Source organism: Cryptosporangium sp. NPDC051539, from assembly GCF_044454545.1.
GTDB lineage: Bacteria > Actinomycetota > Actinomycetes > Mycobacteriales > Cryptosporangiaceae > Cryptosporangium.
Map to the genome: position 1 here is coordinate 316,882 of NZ_JBITDV010000002.1, position 17,246 is coordinate 334,127.

At 69.5% G+C, this 17,246-nt stretch carries 22 protein-coding genes; 8 read left to right on the plus strand and 14 right to left on the minus strand.

The genetic code is table 11. From position 1 onward, the window contains the following. Positions 1-9: 9 nt before the first annotated feature. The 14 genes from ACIBZJ_RS07425 to ACIBZJ_RS07490 all read right to left on the minus strand — a co-directional run bounded on the left by ACIBZJ_RS07425 (position 10) and on the right by ACIBZJ_RS07490 (position 11,440). Positions 10-459, minus strand: coding sequence for a cell envelope biogenesis protein TolA (locus tag ACIBZJ_RS07425; protein WP_395926607.1), 450 nt, complete (start codon positions 457-459; stop codon positions 10-12). Then, positions 456-1,814: a FliI/YscN family ATPase gene (locus ACIBZJ_RS07430; protein ID WP_395926609.1), complete on the minus strand. Its 1,359-nt coding sequence runs from the start codon at positions 1,812-1,814 to the stop codon at positions 456-458. Before ACIBZJ_RS07430 ends, ACIBZJ_RS07425 begins: the two co-directional genes overlap by 4 nt. Further along, on the minus strand, positions 1,811-2,536 hold the full coding sequence (locus ACIBZJ_RS07435; RefSeq protein ID WP_395926611.1) for a FliH/SctL family protein: 726 nt from the start codon (positions 2,534-2,536) through the stop codon (positions 1,811-1,813). The genes ACIBZJ_RS07430 and ACIBZJ_RS07435 overlap by 4 nt, the downstream gene beginning before the upstream one ends. Continuing rightward, entirely contained in the window at positions 2,520-3,530 is a 1,011-nt protein-coding gene (fliG, locus tag ACIBZJ_RS07440; RefSeq protein WP_395926613.1) for a flagellar motor switch protein FliG, read from the minus strand. Before fliG ends, ACIBZJ_RS07435 begins: the two co-directional genes overlap by 17 nt. Next, positions 3,530-5,149, minus strand: coding sequence for a flagellar basal-body MS-ring/collar protein FliF (fliF, locus tag ACIBZJ_RS07445; RefSeq protein ID WP_395926615.1), 1,620 nt, complete (start codon positions 5,147-5,149; stop codon positions 3,530-3,532). The genes fliG and fliF overlap by 1 nt, the downstream gene beginning before the upstream one ends. A 13-nt stretch (positions 5,150-5,162) precedes the next feature. Continuing rightward, positions 5,163-5,564: a flagellar hook-basal body complex protein FliE gene (gene fliE, locus ACIBZJ_RS07450; RefSeq protein ID WP_395926617.1), complete on the minus strand. Its 402-nt coding sequence runs from the start codon at positions 5,562-5,564 to the stop codon at positions 5,163-5,165. A 3-nt stretch (positions 5,565-5,567) separates the two neighbouring features. After that, positions 5,568-5,972: a flagellar basal body rod protein FlgC gene (locus tag ACIBZJ_RS07455; protein WP_395926619.1), complete on the minus strand. Its 405-nt coding sequence runs from the start codon at positions 5,970-5,972 to the stop codon at positions 5,568-5,570. 11 nt (positions 5,973-5,983) lie between these two features. After that, positions 5,984-6,379, minus strand: coding sequence for a flagellar basal body rod protein FlgB (flgB, locus tag ACIBZJ_RS07460; RefSeq protein WP_395926621.1), 396 nt, complete (start codon positions 6,377-6,379; stop codon positions 5,984-5,986). Positions 6,380-6,452: 73 nt separating this feature from the next. Next, positions 6,453-6,773 (minus strand): hypothetical protein, encoded by a 321-nt coding sequence (locus ACIBZJ_RS07465; protein ID WP_395926623.1) that lies wholly within the window; start codon positions 6,771-6,773, stop codon positions 6,453-6,455. Between the two features lie 2 nt (positions 6,774-6,775). Further along, entirely contained in the window at positions 6,776-7,168 is a 393-nt protein-coding gene (fliS, locus tag ACIBZJ_RS07470; protein ID WP_395926625.1) for a flagellar export chaperone FliS, read from the minus strand. A gap of 22 nt (positions 7,169-7,190) precedes the next feature. Beyond that, positions 7,191-8,531 carry a flagellar filament capping protein FliD gene (gene fliD / locus ACIBZJ_RS07475; protein WP_395926627.1) on the minus strand — a complete coding sequence of 447 codons (1,341 nt, stop codon included), beginning with the start codon at positions 8,529-8,531 and terminating at the stop codon, positions 7,191-7,193. An 86-nt stretch (positions 8,532-8,617) separates the two neighbouring features. Beyond that, the gene (locus ACIBZJ_RS07480; protein ID WP_395926629.1) at positions 8,618-9,478 is read right to left on the minus strand and encodes a flagellin; all 861 of its coding nucleotides are present in this window, start codon (positions 9,476-9,478) and stop codon (positions 8,618-8,620) included. 117 nt (positions 9,479-9,595) lie between these two features. Then, entirely contained in the window at positions 9,596-10,390 is a 795-nt protein-coding gene (locus tag ACIBZJ_RS07485) for a PHP domain-containing protein (RefSeq protein WP_395926631.1), read from the minus strand. A 198-nt stretch (positions 10,391-10,588) separates the two neighbouring features. Next, a complete protein-coding gene (locus ACIBZJ_RS07490) occupies positions 10,589-11,440 on the minus strand; it encodes a sigma-70 family RNA polymerase sigma factor (protein WP_395926633.1) in 852 nt (283 codons plus the stop codon). 304 nt (positions 11,441-11,744) lie between these two features. Here ACIBZJ_RS07490 and flgN point away from each other — a divergent pair, with 304 nt between their 5' ends. The 8 genes from flgN to ACIBZJ_RS07530 all read left to right on the plus strand — a co-directional run bounded on the left by flgN (position 11,745) and on the right by ACIBZJ_RS07530 (position 17,239). Then, positions 11,745-12,227, plus strand: a complete 483-nt coding sequence (gene flgN, locus ACIBZJ_RS07495) for a flagellar export chaperone FlgN (RefSeq protein ID WP_395926635.1) — start codon at positions 11,745-11,747, stop codon at positions 12,225-12,227. 2 nt (positions 12,228-12,229) lie between these two features. Further along, positions 12,230-13,612: a flagellar hook-associated protein FlgK gene (gene flgK, locus ACIBZJ_RS07500; protein WP_395926637.1), complete on the plus strand. Its 1,383-nt coding sequence runs from the start codon at positions 12,230-12,232 to the stop codon at positions 13,610-13,612. 11 nt (positions 13,613-13,623) lie between these two features. Next, a complete protein-coding gene (gene flgL / locus ACIBZJ_RS07505) occupies positions 13,624-14,511 on the plus strand; it encodes a flagellar hook-associated protein FlgL (RefSeq protein ID WP_395926639.1) in 888 nt (295 codons plus the stop codon). A gap of 111 nt (positions 14,512-14,622) precedes the next feature. Further along, the gene (gene fliW / locus ACIBZJ_RS07510) at positions 14,623-15,108 is read left to right on the plus strand and encodes a flagellar assembly protein FliW (protein WP_395926642.1); all 486 of its coding nucleotides are present in this window, start codon (positions 14,623-14,625) and stop codon (positions 15,106-15,108) included. Positions 15,109-15,160: 52 nt separating this feature from the next. Next, complete coding sequence (gene csrA / locus ACIBZJ_RS07515) at positions 15,161-15,403, plus strand: carbon storage regulator CsrA (RefSeq protein WP_395926644.1); 243 nt, start codon at positions 15,161-15,163, stop codon at positions 15,401-15,403. 118 nt (positions 15,404-15,521) lie between these two features. Next, on the plus strand, positions 15,522-15,779 hold the full coding sequence (locus ACIBZJ_RS07520) for a hypothetical protein (RefSeq protein ID WP_395926646.1): 258 nt from the start codon (positions 15,522-15,524) through the stop codon (positions 15,777-15,779). A 161-nt stretch (positions 15,780-15,940) separates the two neighbouring features. Then, positions 15,941-16,891, plus strand: coding sequence for a proteasome assembly chaperone family protein (locus tag ACIBZJ_RS07525; RefSeq protein ID WP_395926648.1), 951 nt, complete (start codon positions 15,941-15,943; stop codon positions 16,889-16,891). 36 nt (positions 16,892-16,927) lie between these two features. Next, positions 16,928-17,239 (plus strand): hypothetical protein, encoded by a 312-nt coding sequence (locus tag ACIBZJ_RS07530; RefSeq protein WP_395926650.1) that lies wholly within the window; start codon positions 16,928-16,930, stop codon positions 17,237-17,239. The last annotated feature ends 7 nt before the right edge of the window (positions 17,240-17,246 follow it).

Sequence of the window (17,246 nt, forward strand, 5' to 3'; positions counted from 1 at the left end):
GCACCCGAACTACTCCTGTTCACTCTCCATCGGCGGTTTGACGCGGGACCTTCGGGTTGTGGCGAGTTCGTCGACGAGTTGCTGGTCCTCGGCGAGCTCCGCCGCGGCCCGCTCGGCGGCGTGCCGCTCCTTGAGCTTCTCCACCGCACGCCGGGCCGCGGAGGCCTCGGTGTACTCGCGGAGCTTCTCGGCAACGGCGTCCTGAGCCGCCGCGGTGACCCGGTTGGCGGCGAACAGCTCACCGGCCAGCGCCTGCCGGGCGGAGATCGCCGCGACGTACGACCGGGCCAGCGCCTCGGACGGCAGCTGACGCCCGCGGAGCGTCTCCCCGGCCCGTTCGGCCTCCAGCTCGGCCTCGCGCAGCGCGGCCCGGGCCGCGAGCACCTCGCCGCGGACCGCGTCCTCCTTCGCCTGGCGGGCGCGCAACACGGTGGCCAGCCGGAACTTCTTCTTGCTCATGAACCGCCGCCGTGCAGGAGCTGGGCCAGGGCGTCCCAGGCCGCTCCCGAGGGGTACGGATCGCCGAGGCTCTGCCGGAGGAACGCGTTGATCGCCGGCCAGAGTTCGCGGGCCCGGTCGGCGTCCGGGTTCGTGCCGGGCACGTACGCGCCGATCTCCAGCAGTTCCCGGACGTCCCGGTAGGCGGCCATCAACCGGCGCAGCTCGGCCGCGTTCGCCTTCTGCTCGCGGGTGGTGATCGCGCCCGAGACACGCGAGACCGACTCCAGCACGTCGATCGCCGGGAAGTGGCCGGACGTCCCCAGCTTGCGGTCGAGCACGACGTGCCCGTCGAGGATCGACCGGGCGGTGTCGGCGATCGGCTCGTTCTGGTCGTCACCCTCGACGAGCACGGTGTAGAGGCCGGTGATCGTGCCGGCCGAGCCCGGCCCGGCCCGCTCCAGCAGCCGGGGGAGCAGCGCGAACACCGACGGCGGGTAACCGCGGGTGGCCGGTGGCTCGCCGGCCGAGAGCCCGACCTCGCGCTGGGCCATCGCGGTCCGGGTGAGGCTGTCCATCATCAGCAGGACGTCCTTGCCCCGGTCGCGGTACCACTCGGCGATCCGGGTCGCGACGAAGCCCGCCCGCAACCGCACCAGCGGCGGCGTGTCCGAGGTCGCGACGACCACGACGGCCCGGGCCATGCCCTCCGGCCCGAGGTCGTGCTCGAGGAACTCGCGCACCTCCCGGCCGCGCTCGCCGATCAGCGCGACGACCGTGATCTCGGCCTCGGTACCGCGGGTGATCATGCTCATCAGGCTCGACTTGCCGACGCCGGAGCCCGCGAAGATCCCGATGCGCTGGCCCCGGCCGCACGGGATCAGCGTGTCCATCGCCCGCACGCCCAGCGGCAGCGGATAGCGGATCAGCCCGCGTTCCATCGCCGACGGCGGTTCGCCCTCGACCGAGACCCACTCGCAGTTGGAAAGCGGCGGGCCGTTGTCCATCGGGCGGCCGAGGCCGTCCAGGACCCGGCCGCGCAGCGACTCGCCCACCTGGATCTGCAGCGGCGCACCGGTGTTGACCGCCCGGTCACCGGCTCCGACGCCGCCGAGCGGGCCGAGCGGAAGGCAGGAGAGCCGGGACCCGTCGAGTGCGACGACCTCGGCCGCCACCGTGCTGGCCTCGGCCGGGCCCGGGCCGCCCCGGACCCCGGCGAGACCGCCGACGCCGCCGATCCGCACCAGGTCGCCGACCCGCCCGGGGACACCGACCACCGCGACCGACAGACCGAGCACCGAGTCGACCCGCCCGGTGACCTCCGGGCGCGCTGCCCGCATCGCTGGAGTGAGCCGGTGCTGGAGCAGCCGGCTCACCACGGCTGGTCCGAGGCGTCCACCATTCCCAGCGCTTCACCGACCCGCAGCAGCGCGGCCGACAGCCGGGCGTCGACCACCGTCGCGTCGCTCTCGGCGATCGCGTCGCCGCTGGCCAGCGAGGCGTCGGCCTCCAGCGTGACCGTGCGGCCGTCGATCACCAGCGGACCCTCGTGGTCGGCCTCCGCGGTCAGCGCGGCGTAGTCGGCATGGTTGATCCGGACCAGCACCGGACGCCCGACCGGCACCAGTTCCAGCGCCCGCGCGACCGCGTCCCGCCCGGGGGAGTCGGCCAGCGCGAGCTCGCGCCCGAGCACCGCCTCGGCCAGTACGAACGCGGCGCTGACGAGCTCGTCCTCGATCTCGGCGGCGGCGGGCACGGCCCGCGACTCCAGGCCGGCCGCGGCCGCGGCCACGGTCTGCAACGCGTGCTGCAACGCGGCCTGCCGGGCCTGCTGGAATCGCCGTGTCTCGGCGTCCGCGGCGGCACGGGCCGCTTCGGCTTCGCGTTTCGCGACCCGCTTGCCGTCGGCCCAGCCGGCCGCGAAACCGGCCGCTTTGGCTGCCTCCTTGGCCGCGGTCAGCTCGGCGTCGACGCTCGGCGCCCGGGGGATCCGGGCGCCGGGCTTGCCGAGATTCGTGTCGAACGAGGCGCTCACCGCCCCCTCCGCGGCCGCGCCGCGGAAGACCCCGGCGGAGAGCGGGTCAGGGGACGAACTCATCGTCGTCCCCTCGCTGGATCGTGATCTGTCCGGACGCCTCGAGCGCCCGGATGTTCTGGACGACCTTGGCCTGGGCCTCTTCGACCTGCCGCAACCGGACCGGCCCGAGCATCTCGATCTCGTCGGCGAGGTTCTCCGAGGCGCGGCCGGACAGGTTCCGCATGATCTTGTCGCGCACCGATTCGGTGACGCCCTTGAGCGCGGTGGCCAGGTCGGCCGACTCCACCTGCCGGAGCACGAGCTGGATCGACCGGTCTTCCAGGCCGACGATGTCCTCGAACATGAACATCTTGCTGCGGACTTCTTCGGCGAGCTCCGGGTTGAGCGATTCCAGACCCTCCAGGATCATCTTCTCCGTTCCCCTGTCGGCGCGGTTGATGATCTCGACCAGCGGCTGCAGCCCCCCGACCGTCGACATCTCGGTCGGTTGCAGCACCGAGGAGAGCTTGCGTTCCAGCGTTTCCTCGACCTGCCGGATGCTCTCCGGCGACGTGCGGTCCATCACCGCGATCCGGTTCGCAACGTTGGCCTGCAGCTCGGGGGAGAGCCCGGACAGGAGTCCGGACGCCTGCGTCGCGGTCATGTGCGCCAGTACCAGCGCGATCGTCTGCGGGTGCTCGTCCTGGAGGAACGAGAGCAGCTGGCGGGCCTCGGCGCGCTGGAGGAAGTTGAACGGGACGTCCGCGATGCTCTTGGAGAGCCGGCCGATCAGGTCGGCGGCGCGCTCCGCGCCGACCGAGGCCTCCAGCAGGTCCCTGGCGTAGTCCAGACCGCCCTGACCGGCGTACTTGTTCGCGGTGGCCAGGTCGTGGAACTCGAACAGGACGTCGTCCGCGGTCTCGGTCTCGATCTGGCCCAGCCGGGCGATCTCGGCGGTCAGCTCCTCGATCTCGTTCTCGCGCATCTGGGCCAGGATCTTCGAGGACGCGTCCTTGCCCATCTGGACGAGCAGGATCGCGGTCTTGCGCAGGCCGGTCAGGTCGTCGGTGGCCATCAGCGCGACACCTCCCGCCGGTCACCGAGCCACGTGCGCAGTAGCTGTGCCACCTCCTCGGGCTGCTTCTCGACCATGGCGGCGATCTCCTTCTGCCGGGTCGCCTTGTCGGGTCCGAGGCGGGTGGGGCCGGCTTCGATGGCGGCCGGGGTCGCGGTCGAAGCCTCGATCTCGCGGGCCCGCTCCCGTTCCAGCGCGGCCTGCATCTCCTCCAGCTGCAGCCGCTCGGACGCGGTCAGCATCGTGCGCGACTGCTTCTTGCGGTTGCGCCTGCCCACGAACGCGGCGATGAGCATGAGCAGTGCGATCAGGCCGATCGCGGCACCGCTCTTCACCGTCGACATCAGCTCGGCCTGCTTCGTGGCGGCCTGGGACGCGGCCAGTTCCTTGGCCGCCGCCTTGGCCGCGGACTGGTCGAACGGCAACGAGGTCACCGCCAAACTGTCGCCGCGGGTGCTGTCGAGCGCGGCCGCGGACTGCACCAGGGTCTGGATCTTCGCGGTGTTGGCGGACGCCGCGATGTTGGAGTCGAGCAGGACCGCGATGCCCATCTTGCGGATCGCGCCCGGCGCCGACTGGCGGGTCTCGGTCACCGAGTTCACCGCGTTGTTCTTCGTCTCGGTGCTGTTCTCGTAGCTGTTGTTGCTGCCGGTCGAGCCGCTCGGCACCTGGATGTTGTCCGGGCCGAGCACGCCGCCGACCGCGTTGCCGTTGCCGGTGAACGTCTCGGACTTCTTCGATTCGGCCAGCGGCTGCGTGTTCGCGTCCGAGTTGTAGGTCTGGGATTTCGTCTGGGTGTTGTCGTAGTCGAGGTCCGCGGTGACGGTGACCGCCGCGTGGCCCTTGCCGACGACCTGCTCGAGCATCTCCCGGAGGGAGTCCTGCATGTCGTCCTCGAACGTCTCGGTCCGCTTGCTGCTCGCGTCGCCGCCGGCCGCGGTCGTGGTCTCGCCGCCCTTGGCCAGCACCGAGCCGTCGGCACCGGCCAGCGTGACGTCCTTGGAGTCCATGCCCTCGATGCTGGACGAGACCAGGTTGATGATCGCCTGCACCTGGTTGTCGGTCAGGTCCTTGCCGGCCGCGGTCTTGACCAGCACCGACGCGGTCGGTTTCTGCTGGTCGTCGGCGAACACGTCCTTCTGCGGCAACGCCAGGTGGACGGTCGCCGCTTCGACGCCGTCGATGGACTGGATCGTGCTCGCCAGCTCGCCCTCGAGCGCACGCTGATAGCTGACGTGCTGCATGAACTCGGACGTCGTGACGCCCTGCTTGTCCAGCAGCGAGTAGCCGGTGTCCTCACCCGCGGGCAGGCCCTGACCGGCCATCTGCAGCCGCAGGTCGTAGACCTGGTCCTGCGGCACCATGATCGTCGCGCCACCGTCGGCGAGCTCGTACTTCACGTTCGCGGCGCCGAGCTTCTCGACGATCGCGGACGCGTCGGTGGCCGCGAGGTTGCTGAACAGCGGAGCCATCGTGGGCTTGGACGCCCAGGAGGCGAAGAAGTACCCGCCGATGGCGAGCGCCAGCACCGCGATGACGATCACCGCTTTCTGCCCCCCGGAGAACGACTTGAAGCCGTCTACTCCGCGGCGGAGTGTGCGCTTGAGGCGGTCGACCATCGATGCGCCTAACTCACTGCATCCGCATGATCTCTTGGAACGCGGCGACGGCCTTGTCCCGGACCGCGACGGTCAGCTGGGTGGCCAGCTGGGCTTCGGTCGCGGCGATCGTGTAGTCGTGCACGTCGTTGAGGTTGCCGGTGGCGGCCTTGACCGCCAGGTCGTCCTTGCGGGCCTGCAATGACTGCAGGTTCTGGAGGCTGTCGGCGAGGGTGGCGGCGAAGCTCTTCGCGCTCTCGGTCGTCTCGCCGTTGTTGCTCATCGCGTCGAGCGCGGTGGACGCACCGCCGTCGACGCTGCTGATGCCCAATCCCGTAGGACTCAGCGCGGAGACGACGGCGGGTGCGATCGGGTCGCCGGCGCCGAGGCTGCCGGCCGGACTCAGCGCACCGATACCGGAGATGGGGCTCGTCATCTATCAGCCCTTCCCGAGCTGGATGGCCTGCTGGTAGGAATCGCGGGCCCGGTCGATCACGGCCAGGCTCGACTGGTAACCGCGCTGGGCCATGAGCAGCTGGCCCATCTGGTCGGCGAGGTCGACGTCCGGCATCCGGACGTATCCCTCGGCGTCGGCCTGCGGGTCGTCCGGCGCGTAGACCAGGCGGCCCTCGGGGTTGCCCTCGACGATGCCGCTGACCTGGACGCCGCTGTTGCCGTCGCCGTAATCGACGGCCTGGGCGATCACCGACTTCGCCCGGTACGCCTCACCGCTGGTCGGGCGGACGTCGTTGATGTTCGCGAGGTTGTCGGAGATCGCGTCCAGCCACTTGCGGTGCACGGTGACACCGGTGCCGGCGATCCCGATCGCGGGAAAGAGCGTCATGTGTGACCCCCTCAGCCGGCGCTGCCGGCGACGGTGCGCAGGGTGCTGTACTGGTCGTCCATCGCCCGGATCATCAGCTGGTACCGCAACTGGGTGTCGATGTTGCTGATGACCTCGTGGTCGAGGTTGACGTTGTTGCCGTCGGTGCGGGTCGGCTCGAGCGAGCGGGACATCGTCGGCTGCGTCGCCTGGTCGGCGAGCGCGGCCTGGGTGATCCGCGCTCCGGTTTCTCCGTCGAAGCCCTGGCCGGCGTTCACGGCCTGCGCCAAGGCGTCCTCGAACTGGACCCGCCCGGCGAGGAACTCCGGGGTGTTCACGTTCGCGACGTTGTCGGCCGTGACGCGCTGGCGCATCGCCAGACCGTCCATGGCGGTCTTGAGCACCGAGGAAGTCACCGAATCGAACACGCACTTCCTAACGGCGCTGAGGAGTAGTTCCTGAGCAATTCGGGAGCAGTTGGTCCGGCGCTGCGTTGCCGATTCAGATTGCCTGATCCAGGTACGACGGGCGGGCGGCGCCGCTGTCGAAGAGCTCGATCCGGTTCGTGAGCGCGGCCTGCCGCCGGTTGACCGCCATCGCCCGTGCGACCTCCTCGGCCGCGGCGGTCTGCCTGGCCAGGATGCGGTCGGCCCGGGGCCGCAGGTCGAGCGGGAGCGGCCCGAGGCCCTCGGGGGGCGTCCACGGGTCGATCGTCGGGGTGTCGCGGGTGAACTGGTCGGAGCGCAGCAGTTCCTCGATCTGGGTGATGTCGGCCTCGAGGTCGTCGAGGGCCGCCGTCCACGCCGACCGCCACTCGTCCACGGTCAGCCTCCGCTCGCCGGGGCTCCGCCGGCGGTCATCGCGGCCTCGCGCCAGGCGTCCCGGAGCTCGCTGGCCAGCTCGCGGCACGCGTCGGCGCGGGCGGCGTCCTGCTTGATGTTCGCGCCGACCAGCTCGGTGAGCATCCAGCGGTAGAGCGCGGCGACGTTCGCCGCGCCCTCCCAGACCTCCAGGTCGAGCGAGCCCAGGAGCTCGCCGACGATGTCCTGGGCGTGGATCAGCTTCTCCGACGCCACGATCCGCTGCCCCTCGCGGATCGCGTCCGCGCCCTGGGTGATGTCGAGCACCAGGCGGTCGTAGAGCATCACGAGCAGCCGAGCGGGTGACGCGGTCGTGATGCTGTCGGCCAGATAGCGGGCGCGCATCGGGTTCGTCATTCCGGCTCTCCCTCGGGATCCGTCAGCTGCCGTTCGAGTTGCTCGCGGCCGTCTGGCTGCTCAGCCAGTTGGACTGGCTCGAGATCTTGGACAGGGCGGACTCCATCGAGGCGAACTGCCGCTGCAGGGCGGAGCGCCGGTCGGCCAGCTTCAGGTCCCAGTCGGAGATCTCCTTGTTCAGGCGGGAGATCATCGTGGTGCCGCTCTGGATCTTCTGGGTGAGCGTTCCGCTGACCGAGTCGGTCGCGGCCGTGCTGACCGACTCGAGGCTCTTGGCCAGTCCGTTCGAGACCGCGTCCTGGACCTTGGCCGGATCCTCCGCGTACGCCTTGAGGAAGTCGTCCTTGTTGAACTGGAGCTTGCCGTCCTGGGTGAGCTGGACGCCGAGCTGCTTGAAACTGCCGAAGCCACCCTTGCCGTTGCTGACCGAGCTGAGCATCTGGCTGGAGAGCTGACGCACGGTGTAGTCGCCCGACAACGGGCCGCCGGTAGGCTTGGCGCCGCTGCTGGACGAGACGCCGGCCGCCGACGACAGGCTGATCTGCGCCAGCGAGCCGTTCGCGGCGTCGACCAGCGCCTGCATCTTGGCGGCGATCGCTTCGGTGTCGTTGTTCACGCCCACCGTGACGTTGTTGGCGAGCTTGTTCGCGGTGATCGTCACGCCGGGCATGACCCCGGTGAACGTGTTGCCGGGGCTGCTGACCTTGAAGCCGCCGGCCGAGGGGTCGCCGACCGTGAGCTCCGCGTCGGAGCCGGCGGTCATCACCTTCGGGTCGGTCGTCAGGCCGCTGAGCGTGAACGTGTTCGCCGCGCCGGTCTTGCCCGAGGCGATCTGCAGCACCGGCCCGGAGTCGGTCGTCACGACCGAGGCCCGGACACCGAGGTTCGCCTTGTTGATCGCGTTCGCGACACCCTGCGGGGTGTTGGCGTCGTCGTCGAGCGAGAGCGTCGTCGTGGTCGCGTCGGGGCCGGTGCCGACCGTCAGGTCGAAGCTGCTGCCGTCGGTGACGGCCGGGGTGTCGGTGGCCGCGAACGCGGCGGTGAGACGGTGGGCGTTGGCGAGCTTCGTGACCGAGAACGTCATGTCGCCGGTCTGCGCGCCGGTCGAGGCGGTCGCGGCGACGTCGGTCGAGGTCGAGGTGGCCTTCGCGGCTTTCCAGGAGTCGGCCTTGGTCAGATCCTGCGACGCCGTGAGCAGCGCCTTCATCTTGCCGTTGACGGTCTGGTAGGCCGAGTTGCTCGTCGTGTAGTCCGAGACCTTCGTCTTCAACGCGGTCTGCGGCGCGGACTCGGCCTGGATCAGGGAGTTGATCAGCGACGTCGTATCGATGCCGCTGGAAAGGCCGCCGATGCTGGTGACCATGTGGGGTTCCGCCTAACTCGGGGCCGTCAAGCGAGCAGGGGGCGACGCGCAGGTGCGCACCGCCCCCCGCTCATCAGAGGTCAGGATCAGCCGAGGAGCTTCAGGACGCCCTGGCCGCTCTGGTTGGCCTGGGCCAGCATCGACGTGCCGGCCTGCTGCAGGATCTGGTTCTTCGAGAACTTCACCATCTCGGACGCCATGTCGGTGTCGGTGATGCTCGACTTCGACGCGCTCAGGTTCTCGATGGCGACGTTGACGTTGTTGATCGTGTGCTCGAACCGGTTCTGGACGGCACCGATCTCCGACCGGGCGTTGGAGACACCCTTGATCGCCTTGTCGAGCTGGTCGATCGCGGCGTCGGCGCCGGTGGTCAGGTCGAGCTGGTCGGTGCCGAGGCCCTTCGAGTCCAGACCGGTGATGTTTCCGCCCGCGGTCAGCGTCGCGGTGGACAGATCGATGTTGATCTGCGCACTCGCGTTCGTGTTCTTCGACGCCGAGTCGACCTGGAACGCGCCGTTGTAGTTGCCGTCGAGCAGCGCCTGGCTACCGAACTTCGTGCTCGACACGATCCGGTCGAGTTCCTTGTTGAGCGCCTGGAACTCGGTGTTGGCCGCGCCCTTGGCGTCCGAGTCCTGCGAACCGGAGTTCGCGGCCTGCACCGATAGGTCACGCATGCGCTGCAGGATCGACGAGGTCTCGCCGAGCGCGCCGTCCGCGGTCTGGGCGACGTTGACGCCGTCCTGCGCGTTGCGGGCGGCGACCGTGAGGCCACCGATCTGCGACTTCAGGCCCTCACTGACGGAGAGGCCGGCCGCGTCGTCCGCGGCGCGGTTGATACGCAGACCCGACGACAACTTCTCCATCGAGCCCGACACGGACTTGTCGTTGACCGACAGATTGCGGTACGCGTTCGCGGCCGACACGTTGGTGTTGATGCGAAGAGACATTTCGGCGTTCCTCCTGGACGAATGGTCCTTCGAGCCGGCCCTTCCGTGGGCCGATCATTGAAGTCATCGCCCAGGTCGCGGAGTGCCTGAGTGTTTCGCGCCGGTTTTTCGAGGTGGTCAGCGGCGCCAGAGGTCGTACGGGTGGGTGCCGGGCCGGAACCCGGCCGTCTCGACCATCGCCGCCGCCTCCCGCAGCCCGTCGGCGAGATCCTCCGGACGGTGCGCGTCGCTCCCGAACGTCAGCGTCCGGCCGCCCTCCTCGTACCACCAGCGCACGATGACCGGTTCGAGCGGGACCCGGGTGTTGACCTCCAGAGCCCGGCCGGAGCCGGCCAGTGCCCGCAGCGCGACCCGGTACTCCTCCTCGAACCGGGCCGGGTCGAACGGCGCCGCTCCGGCCGGCCAGTACCGCACCGGGAAGTCGATGTGCGCCAGGACGTGGAAGGCGTCCGAGCCGGTGGCCAGCTTCTCCACCTCGGCGAGGTAGTTCCGGATCACGGTGTCGGCGTCGAGCATCCGGTAGGCGTCGCCGCTGTCGTACTCGTGCTCCTCCCGGGTCTGCTCGTCGACGTGCCGGAGATTGTGCACCGACCCGAGGACCCGGTCGAAGCCTCCGAGGTCGATCAGTTCCGCGGTTCGGCGCGAGTGCCAGTGCGGTTCGGAGAGCTCGACGCCGCTGAGGATGCGCAGGCCGGGGAACAGGTCACGGCAGCGCGCGATGCTCGCGAGGTAGCCCTCGACGTCGAGGTCCGGGGGAGTGACGACCCCGTGCTCGTCGGTGTGGGCCGCGAGCCAGCCGGGCAGGTCCTCGCGGTCGCCCGACACCAGGATGGTGCGCCCGAAATCGGCGTGCTCGGTGAAGGCGATCGACGGTAATCCGAGCTCGACCGCACGAGCACACGTCCGTTCCATGTCCCCGAACGGTGCGTCCCACGAGAACTGAGTATGAACGTGCCCGTCCGGCGGAAACCCCTGCTCAACCATGCCCGTAGTCTCTCAGCCCGTAGTGACCTGGAGCCGGTTGAGGGCGACGCTGCCGCTCGAGCGGGCCGACGCCGAGACATCAAGGGCCCCGTCTCAAGGAGGCCCGCTCGCGCGGCAGCGCCGCCCTCAACCGGCCGCCCTCGTAGGAGTGCCGAGGGGGGTGGTGTGGGAGAGGCGGGTGCGCAGGTCGCCCCGGTTGGCCACGTCGGCGTAGTAGGCCGCGCGGCGCCGGGCGACACAGCCTTCGGGACGGTCGGCCCCGGCGACCTGGTCGGGGTCGAGCTGGGAGTTGATCCCGTCGCGCAGCAACGTGAGCGCCTCGGCCCGCAACTGCGAAACCCGCGACTCGGTCACCCCGAGCTCGGCCGCGATCACCGCCATCGGACGCTCGTCGAGGAAGTAGGACTCCACCACCGTGCGCAGCCGCTCCGGCAACGCCGAGATCGCCTGATGCAAATAGCCGATCTTCTCCCGGTGCAGCAGCAGCTCCTCCGGACCCTGGGTGCGGTCGGGCACCAAGTCCTCGGCCGTCCCGGCCGCGAACCCCTGCAGCGAGAGCACCACCGCGCGCTGCACGTCGTCGGCCGCCGAATGGAGCTCGGCCACCGCGACGCCGAGCGTCTCGGCGAGCTCGGTGTCGGTGGGCGTGCGGCCGAGGTTGGCGGTCAGCTCGGCCGTGGCGGTCTCGATCTTGCGGGCGCGGTGACGGACGGACCGGCTGGCCCAGTCCAGACCCCGCAACTCGTCCAGCAACGCACCCCGGATCCGGACGGTCGCGAACGAGCCGAACGGAGTGCCGCGCGACGGATCGTAGGACTTCGCGGCCGCGGCCAGCGCGGCCAGACCGGCCGACGTCAGGTCGTCACGGTTGACGTGCGCGGGGACCCGGCCCAGCATTTCGCGGACGAGGTGACCGACGAGCGGCAGATGCTCACGCACCAGATCCTCGACCTGCCGGTCGGAGACACTGCTACCCACAGAGTCAGCGGTGAGGCGCACAGCAACGGCCCTTTCGCGTCGATGGCAGTTCCTGCGGAGTCGGCTTCCAGGAAGCCCCCAGTTGCAGGATTTAACCCCGACAACCATCAAAAACACTATTTCGCCCATTTGCAACTAAAGTTGCAAACAGAAGGATGTTCTTCCGTTTTTGGGCCGCGTGTGGGGGGTGAAGAGGCTGGGAGGGTGGTGGCGAAACCTCTCAGGCCGTTAGTGGCCCTGCCGACGGTGGGAGCAGCAAGGGGTGCCGTTCCGGTGCTCCGCCGGAGCAGAGAAGGGTCGACCCGTGGCTTTTGCGGATCTGTCGAACATCCTCTGGCGCGGACGGGAGATGCTCGAACTGCTTCTCTTCAAGCTGGAAGAGGAGCAGCTGGTCCTGGCCTCGGCCCGCACCCGCTGGCTGGCCCACGCCACCCGTGAGGTCGAGCTGGTGCTGGAACAGATCCGTCAAGTCGAAGTACTGCGTGCGGCCGAGGTCGAGGTGGTCGCCGCCCTGCTGGGCCTCCCGTCGAACCCGAGTCTCTCCGCGCTGGCCGAGGCCGCGCCGGACCCCTGGGGAAAGCTGTTCGGCGAGCACCGCAAGGCCTTCCTCACGCTGACCGCCGAGATCACCGCCCTTGCTGACGCGAATCGCGATCTGCTCACCTCCGGCCACCGTGCGGTCCGGGAAACGCTGCTCACGGTCGGCGGCGCCGTCGAGACGTACGGCCCGCGCGGCGGCACCGTGACCGCGGGTGTACGACCCCGACTCGTCGATGAGGCGATGTAGCCATGTCCAGTACGTTCTCCGGCATCTCCACCGCGCTCAGCTCGCTGCGCGCACAGCGCCAAGGCCTCGACGTCTCCGGCCAGAACATCGCCAACGTCAACACCGAGGGCTACAGCCGGCAGCGCACCGAGATGACCTCGGTCGAGGGCGTCTCGAACGTTCCGACGATCTGGGCCAAGCAGGACCCGGTGGGCTCCGGCGTCAACGTCGGCGACGTCTCCCGGGTCCGGGACGAGTTGCTCGAGTCCCGGGTACGTACCGAGCACGCCCACAACTCCTACCTGTCCGGCCAGAACGCGATCTACGACAACATCCAGGGCGTCTTCAAGGAGCCCAGCGACACCGGCCTGCAGGAACGCATGTCGACGATGTGGTCGTCGTGGCAGGACCTGTCGAACAACCCCGGTGACGACGCGACCCGGACGCAGGTGCTGCAGCAGTCGGGTGCGGTCGCGACCTCGCTCAACGAATCCAGCGCGACGCTCGGGACGATCTGGAAGTCGACCCGGGAGGCGGCGACGTCGCAGGTCAACGAGGTCAACACGGCCGCGGCCGAGGTCGCGAGCCTGAACAAGGGCATCATGCAGGCCAAGATCGGCGGCCTGCCCGCGAACGAGCTCGCCGACCGCCGGGACGCGCTGGTGATGAAGCTGTCCGACCTGGCCGGCGCGACCGCGACCGTCCGGGACAACGGCGCGGTCGACGTCTCGCTGTTCGGCTCCTCGCTGGTCACCGGCTCCGCCGCGCGGGCGATGACGGTCAGTGGCGCGGCCACGCTGGGCGACCAGGCCGCCAACCCGGTCTCGATGAGCTTCAGCGACAACGGACAGCCCGCGGTCGTGACCTCCGGTGAGCTGGGGTCGTCGCTGGAGTCGCTGAACTCGGTCGTGCCGAAGTACGCGAAAGCACTGGACGACGTCGCGGCCAAGTTGATCTCGACCGTGAACGCCATTCACGGCAACGGGTTCGACAAGGCGGGCAACGCCGGGGAGACGTTCTTCAACGGCACCGACGCCAAGTCGATCAGCGTGGCGATCACCGACACCGACAAGGTCGCGGCGTCCGGCGACGCCAACGGGCGCCTCGACGGCGGCAACGCGGACGCGCTCGGCGATCTGGCCACGTCCGGCAACGGTCCGGACGTGACGTACCGGCAGCTCGTCGCCGACCTGGGCATCACCGCGAAGAGCGCGGCGCTCAAGGCCGACACCCAGTCGACGATCACCGCCGATCTGGACAGCTCGCACGAGGCCACGTCCGGCGTGAGCCTCGACGAGGAGATGTCCAACCTGCTCACCTACCAACGAGCGTACGAGGCCGCAGCGAAGTTGATGAACACCATCGACTCGACGCTGAACACGCTGATCAACAACACCGGCCGGTAAGGACAGCAGCCGTGGTCATCCGCGTCACCGAACGCTCGCTCTCGCACAACGCGATGCGCGGGTTGCAGTCGAACCAGGCCCGTCTCAGCACCAGCGAGAACCAGCTCACCAGCGGGAAGCTGATCTCGAAGCCGTCCGACTCGCCGACCGGGACGATGACCGCGATGCTGCTGCGCAGCGACATGCGGACGCAGGAGCAGTACGCGCGCAACGCCTCCGACGGCAAGAACTGGCTCAACACGATCGACTCGACGCTCGGCTCGGTCAACGACAACGCCCAGCGCGTCCGCGACCTGACGCTGCAGGGCATGTCGGCCGGCGCCGCCGGCTCGGACACCGCGCGCGGTGCGATCGCGTCCGAGGTCGAGCAGATCCGTCAGGCGGTCATCGGCCTGGCCAACACCAAGTACGTCGACCGGCCGGTGTTCGGCGGCACCACCGACGGCACCGCCGCCTACGACAAGGACGGCACCTACCTCGGTGACAACGGCTCGGTGAACCGCTCGGTCGCCGAGGGCACCAAGCTCCGGGTCGACGCCAACGGCGAAGAGGTCTTCGGCACCGGCGACGACCAGATCTTCAAGGTGCTCGCCGACATCTCCGACCACATGAAGACCGACCCGTCGAAGCTCACGGACGACCTGGACCGGCTCGACACCGCGATGAACACGGTCCGGACCGTCCAGGCGAGTGTCGGTGCCCGGTCGAACCGGATCGACTCGATGCAGCAGACCGCGACCGACCGGCACCTCGACCTGCAGACCCAACTGACCGAGGTCGAGGACATCGACCTTCCCAAAACCATCACGGACATGACCTTGCAGCAGACCGCGTACCAGGCCGCTCTGGGCGCGACCGCCAAGGTCATCCAGCCCTCCCTGATGGATTTCCTCCGGTAGCCGCCGGAGCCACAGACGGCAGTGATGCCGACCCGAAACCCAACCGATCAGCCCAGAGGGAGCCAATGACCCTCCCCGCGAACAAGCTGTCGAACAACTCAGGAGGAGTACATGTCCGCAAAAACCAAGTCCGCGAAGTCGAGCTCTGACATGGCAACCGACATGTCCCTCGAGAACTCGGCCAAGAACGCGGAGGCGAAGGCGGCGGCGGCCGGCGAGAAGTTGCCGACGATCGAGTTCGTGACCCCGATGCCGGGCTTCCCGGATCGCACGAGCTTCGTTCTCGTCCGCCTGGACGAGGTCGGCCTGCTCAACTCGCTGCGGTCGGTGGACGATCCGGAGCTTCGTTTCATCACGATCGCTCCGCATCAGTTCTTTCCGCAGTACGAGCCGGAGATCGACGACGAGACGATCGCCGCTCTCGGGACGACCGACCCGAGCGAGCTGCTCGTCCTGCTGATCGTCACCGCGGGTGACACCCCACGGGACTCGACGGCCAACCTGATGGCACCGATCGTCGTCGACCCGATGACGATGAAGGCCGCGCAGTGCGTGCTGACCGGGAGCAACCTGCCGGTCCGCGCTCCCCTCGCCTAGCCCTCGGCTCGGCTACGCTGCGGATAATCGTCCTCGAGGGGGGATACTGCCCGTGCTCGTGCTGACCCGTCGGCCCGGTGAGAGCGTGATGGTCGGAGATGACGTTGTCATCACCGTGCTCGAAGTCCGGGGGGACGTGGTCCGGCTCGGTATACGGGCTCCCCGCAGTGTGCCGGTGCATCGGGAAGAAGTGTTTCTCGAGCTGCGCGCCGCGAATCAGGAAGCGGCGTCGTCCAGCGAGGATGCGGTCGAGGCGCTCAGTCGTCTCATCGGCAGTGAGGGTGATAAGGGCTGAGGGGCGGGTTTCGGGCCGCGTCCCGCGCTTGCGCGGGACGCGGCCCTCAGCCGTGATTGGCCCCGGCCGCCGTGGGGTATCAGTCGACGCGTAGCCCGAGTGACCCAGGGAGGCTTTCGTGTCGGCTGTGACGGACAACCCCGAGGTCGTGTCGGACAACGTCGGCCAATCGGACGCGGTGGACGCGGTGGAGCTCGCCGAGACCGTGGAGGAAGGCATCGCCGCGGCGTACGAGCAGGCCGCCGGTGCTCCGGTGGAGGCCGCGCTGGAAACCGTGCTGGGAGAGGAAGAAGCCCGCGGGGTCGAGCTGAACGAGGAGTTCGCCCGCCCGTTCGCCGAGGCCATCAGCCGCGGCGAGGACCCACTGACGAACTGAGGGGTGCCGGTACCGTAGGACGAGGGTGCCCCCACACCCCGGCGGAATGCTGATGGGCCCAGCCGACTTGCACCGGATGAGCTCCCAGTTCAAGCCATCCGGGGGGCTCCCTCGCCAGGCACCGTCTGGCGATGTGCCCGCTGTCTGGAGAGGTCGCCGTCATGCCGGACCCCGCGGAGCTGTACGAGATCGTCGGCGACCGGGAACTCCCGCCCGACTCCGCCACGGTGAAGCCGGACGTCGAGGGCGGCCCGGTTCTGCTGCATGCGTTGGACGGGTTCCTCGACGCCGGATCGGCCGCGCAGATCGCGGCGAACCACCTGGTCGAGACGCTCGAAGGCAAGGTCGTCGCGAGGTTCGACATCGACCTCCTGCACGACTACCGGGCGCGTCGCCCCCCGATGACGTTCGTCGAGGACCACTACGAGTCCTACACGCCGCCGCAGCTGCTGCTGCACGAGCTCAAAGACTCCACCGGCGCGCCGTTCCTGCTGCTCAACGGCCCCGAACCGGACGTCATGTGGGAGCGGTTCACGGCCGCGGTCGGGCAGCTCGCCGACCATTTCGGCGTCCATCTGGTGATGGGCCTGGGCGGGGTGCCGATGACGATCCCGCACACCCGCCCGACGACGCTCACCACCCACGGCACCCGCCCGGATCTCGTCCGCAGGCCGAACGTCTGGCGGGGCAACCTGCGCATTCCGGGCAGCGCGTCCGCCCTCCTGGAGCTGCGGCTCGGCGAGGCCGGGAAGGATGCGATCGGGTTCGTCGCGCACGTGCCGCACTACCTCGCGTCGGTCGAGTTCCCGCAGGCGTCGGCCGCGCTGCTCGACGCGGTCGCGGAGGAGACCGGTCTGCTGCTCCCGGTCGGGTCGCTGCACGCCGCCGGCGTCACCCGGCTGCGCGAGATCGACGCCCAGCTCGCGGACGATCCGCAGGCGGTGGGCGTGGTCAAGGCGCTCGAGGAGCAGTACGACTCGTTCGTCTCGAACCGGCACCAGGCCGAGCTCGGCGGCGAGCTCGACCAGAACGTGCCCAGCGGTGAGGAACTCGGCGCCGAGCTCGAGCGGTTCCTGGCCCAGCTCGAGCGCGGGGACGACGAAACGCGCTGACGTGTCGGCGGGCCGGTCGCGGGGAACGGGGTTTCCATGAGCGGTCCGCCGATCCGCCGCCACCGGCGGCCGCACTGGCTCGTCTCCGGAGTGTTCTGGGGTGTCCTGGTGCTCGCCGACGTGGCGATCTTCAGCGTCTGGGCAACCCTGGGCGCGATGGTGCTCGCCGCGTGCGGTGCGGGCGGCTTCACCTGGCGGCACCGGCGGATGCTGCGGTCCGTGGTGGCGGTGCCGGTGACGGGCCCGTCCGGAGCGCCGATCGAGATCTCCACCGAACCGGTCGCGCCCACAGCGCCTACGGCGCCCCTCGAGCCGGACGCCGGGGGTGGGCCGGGGACGCCGGCGTGATTACGCT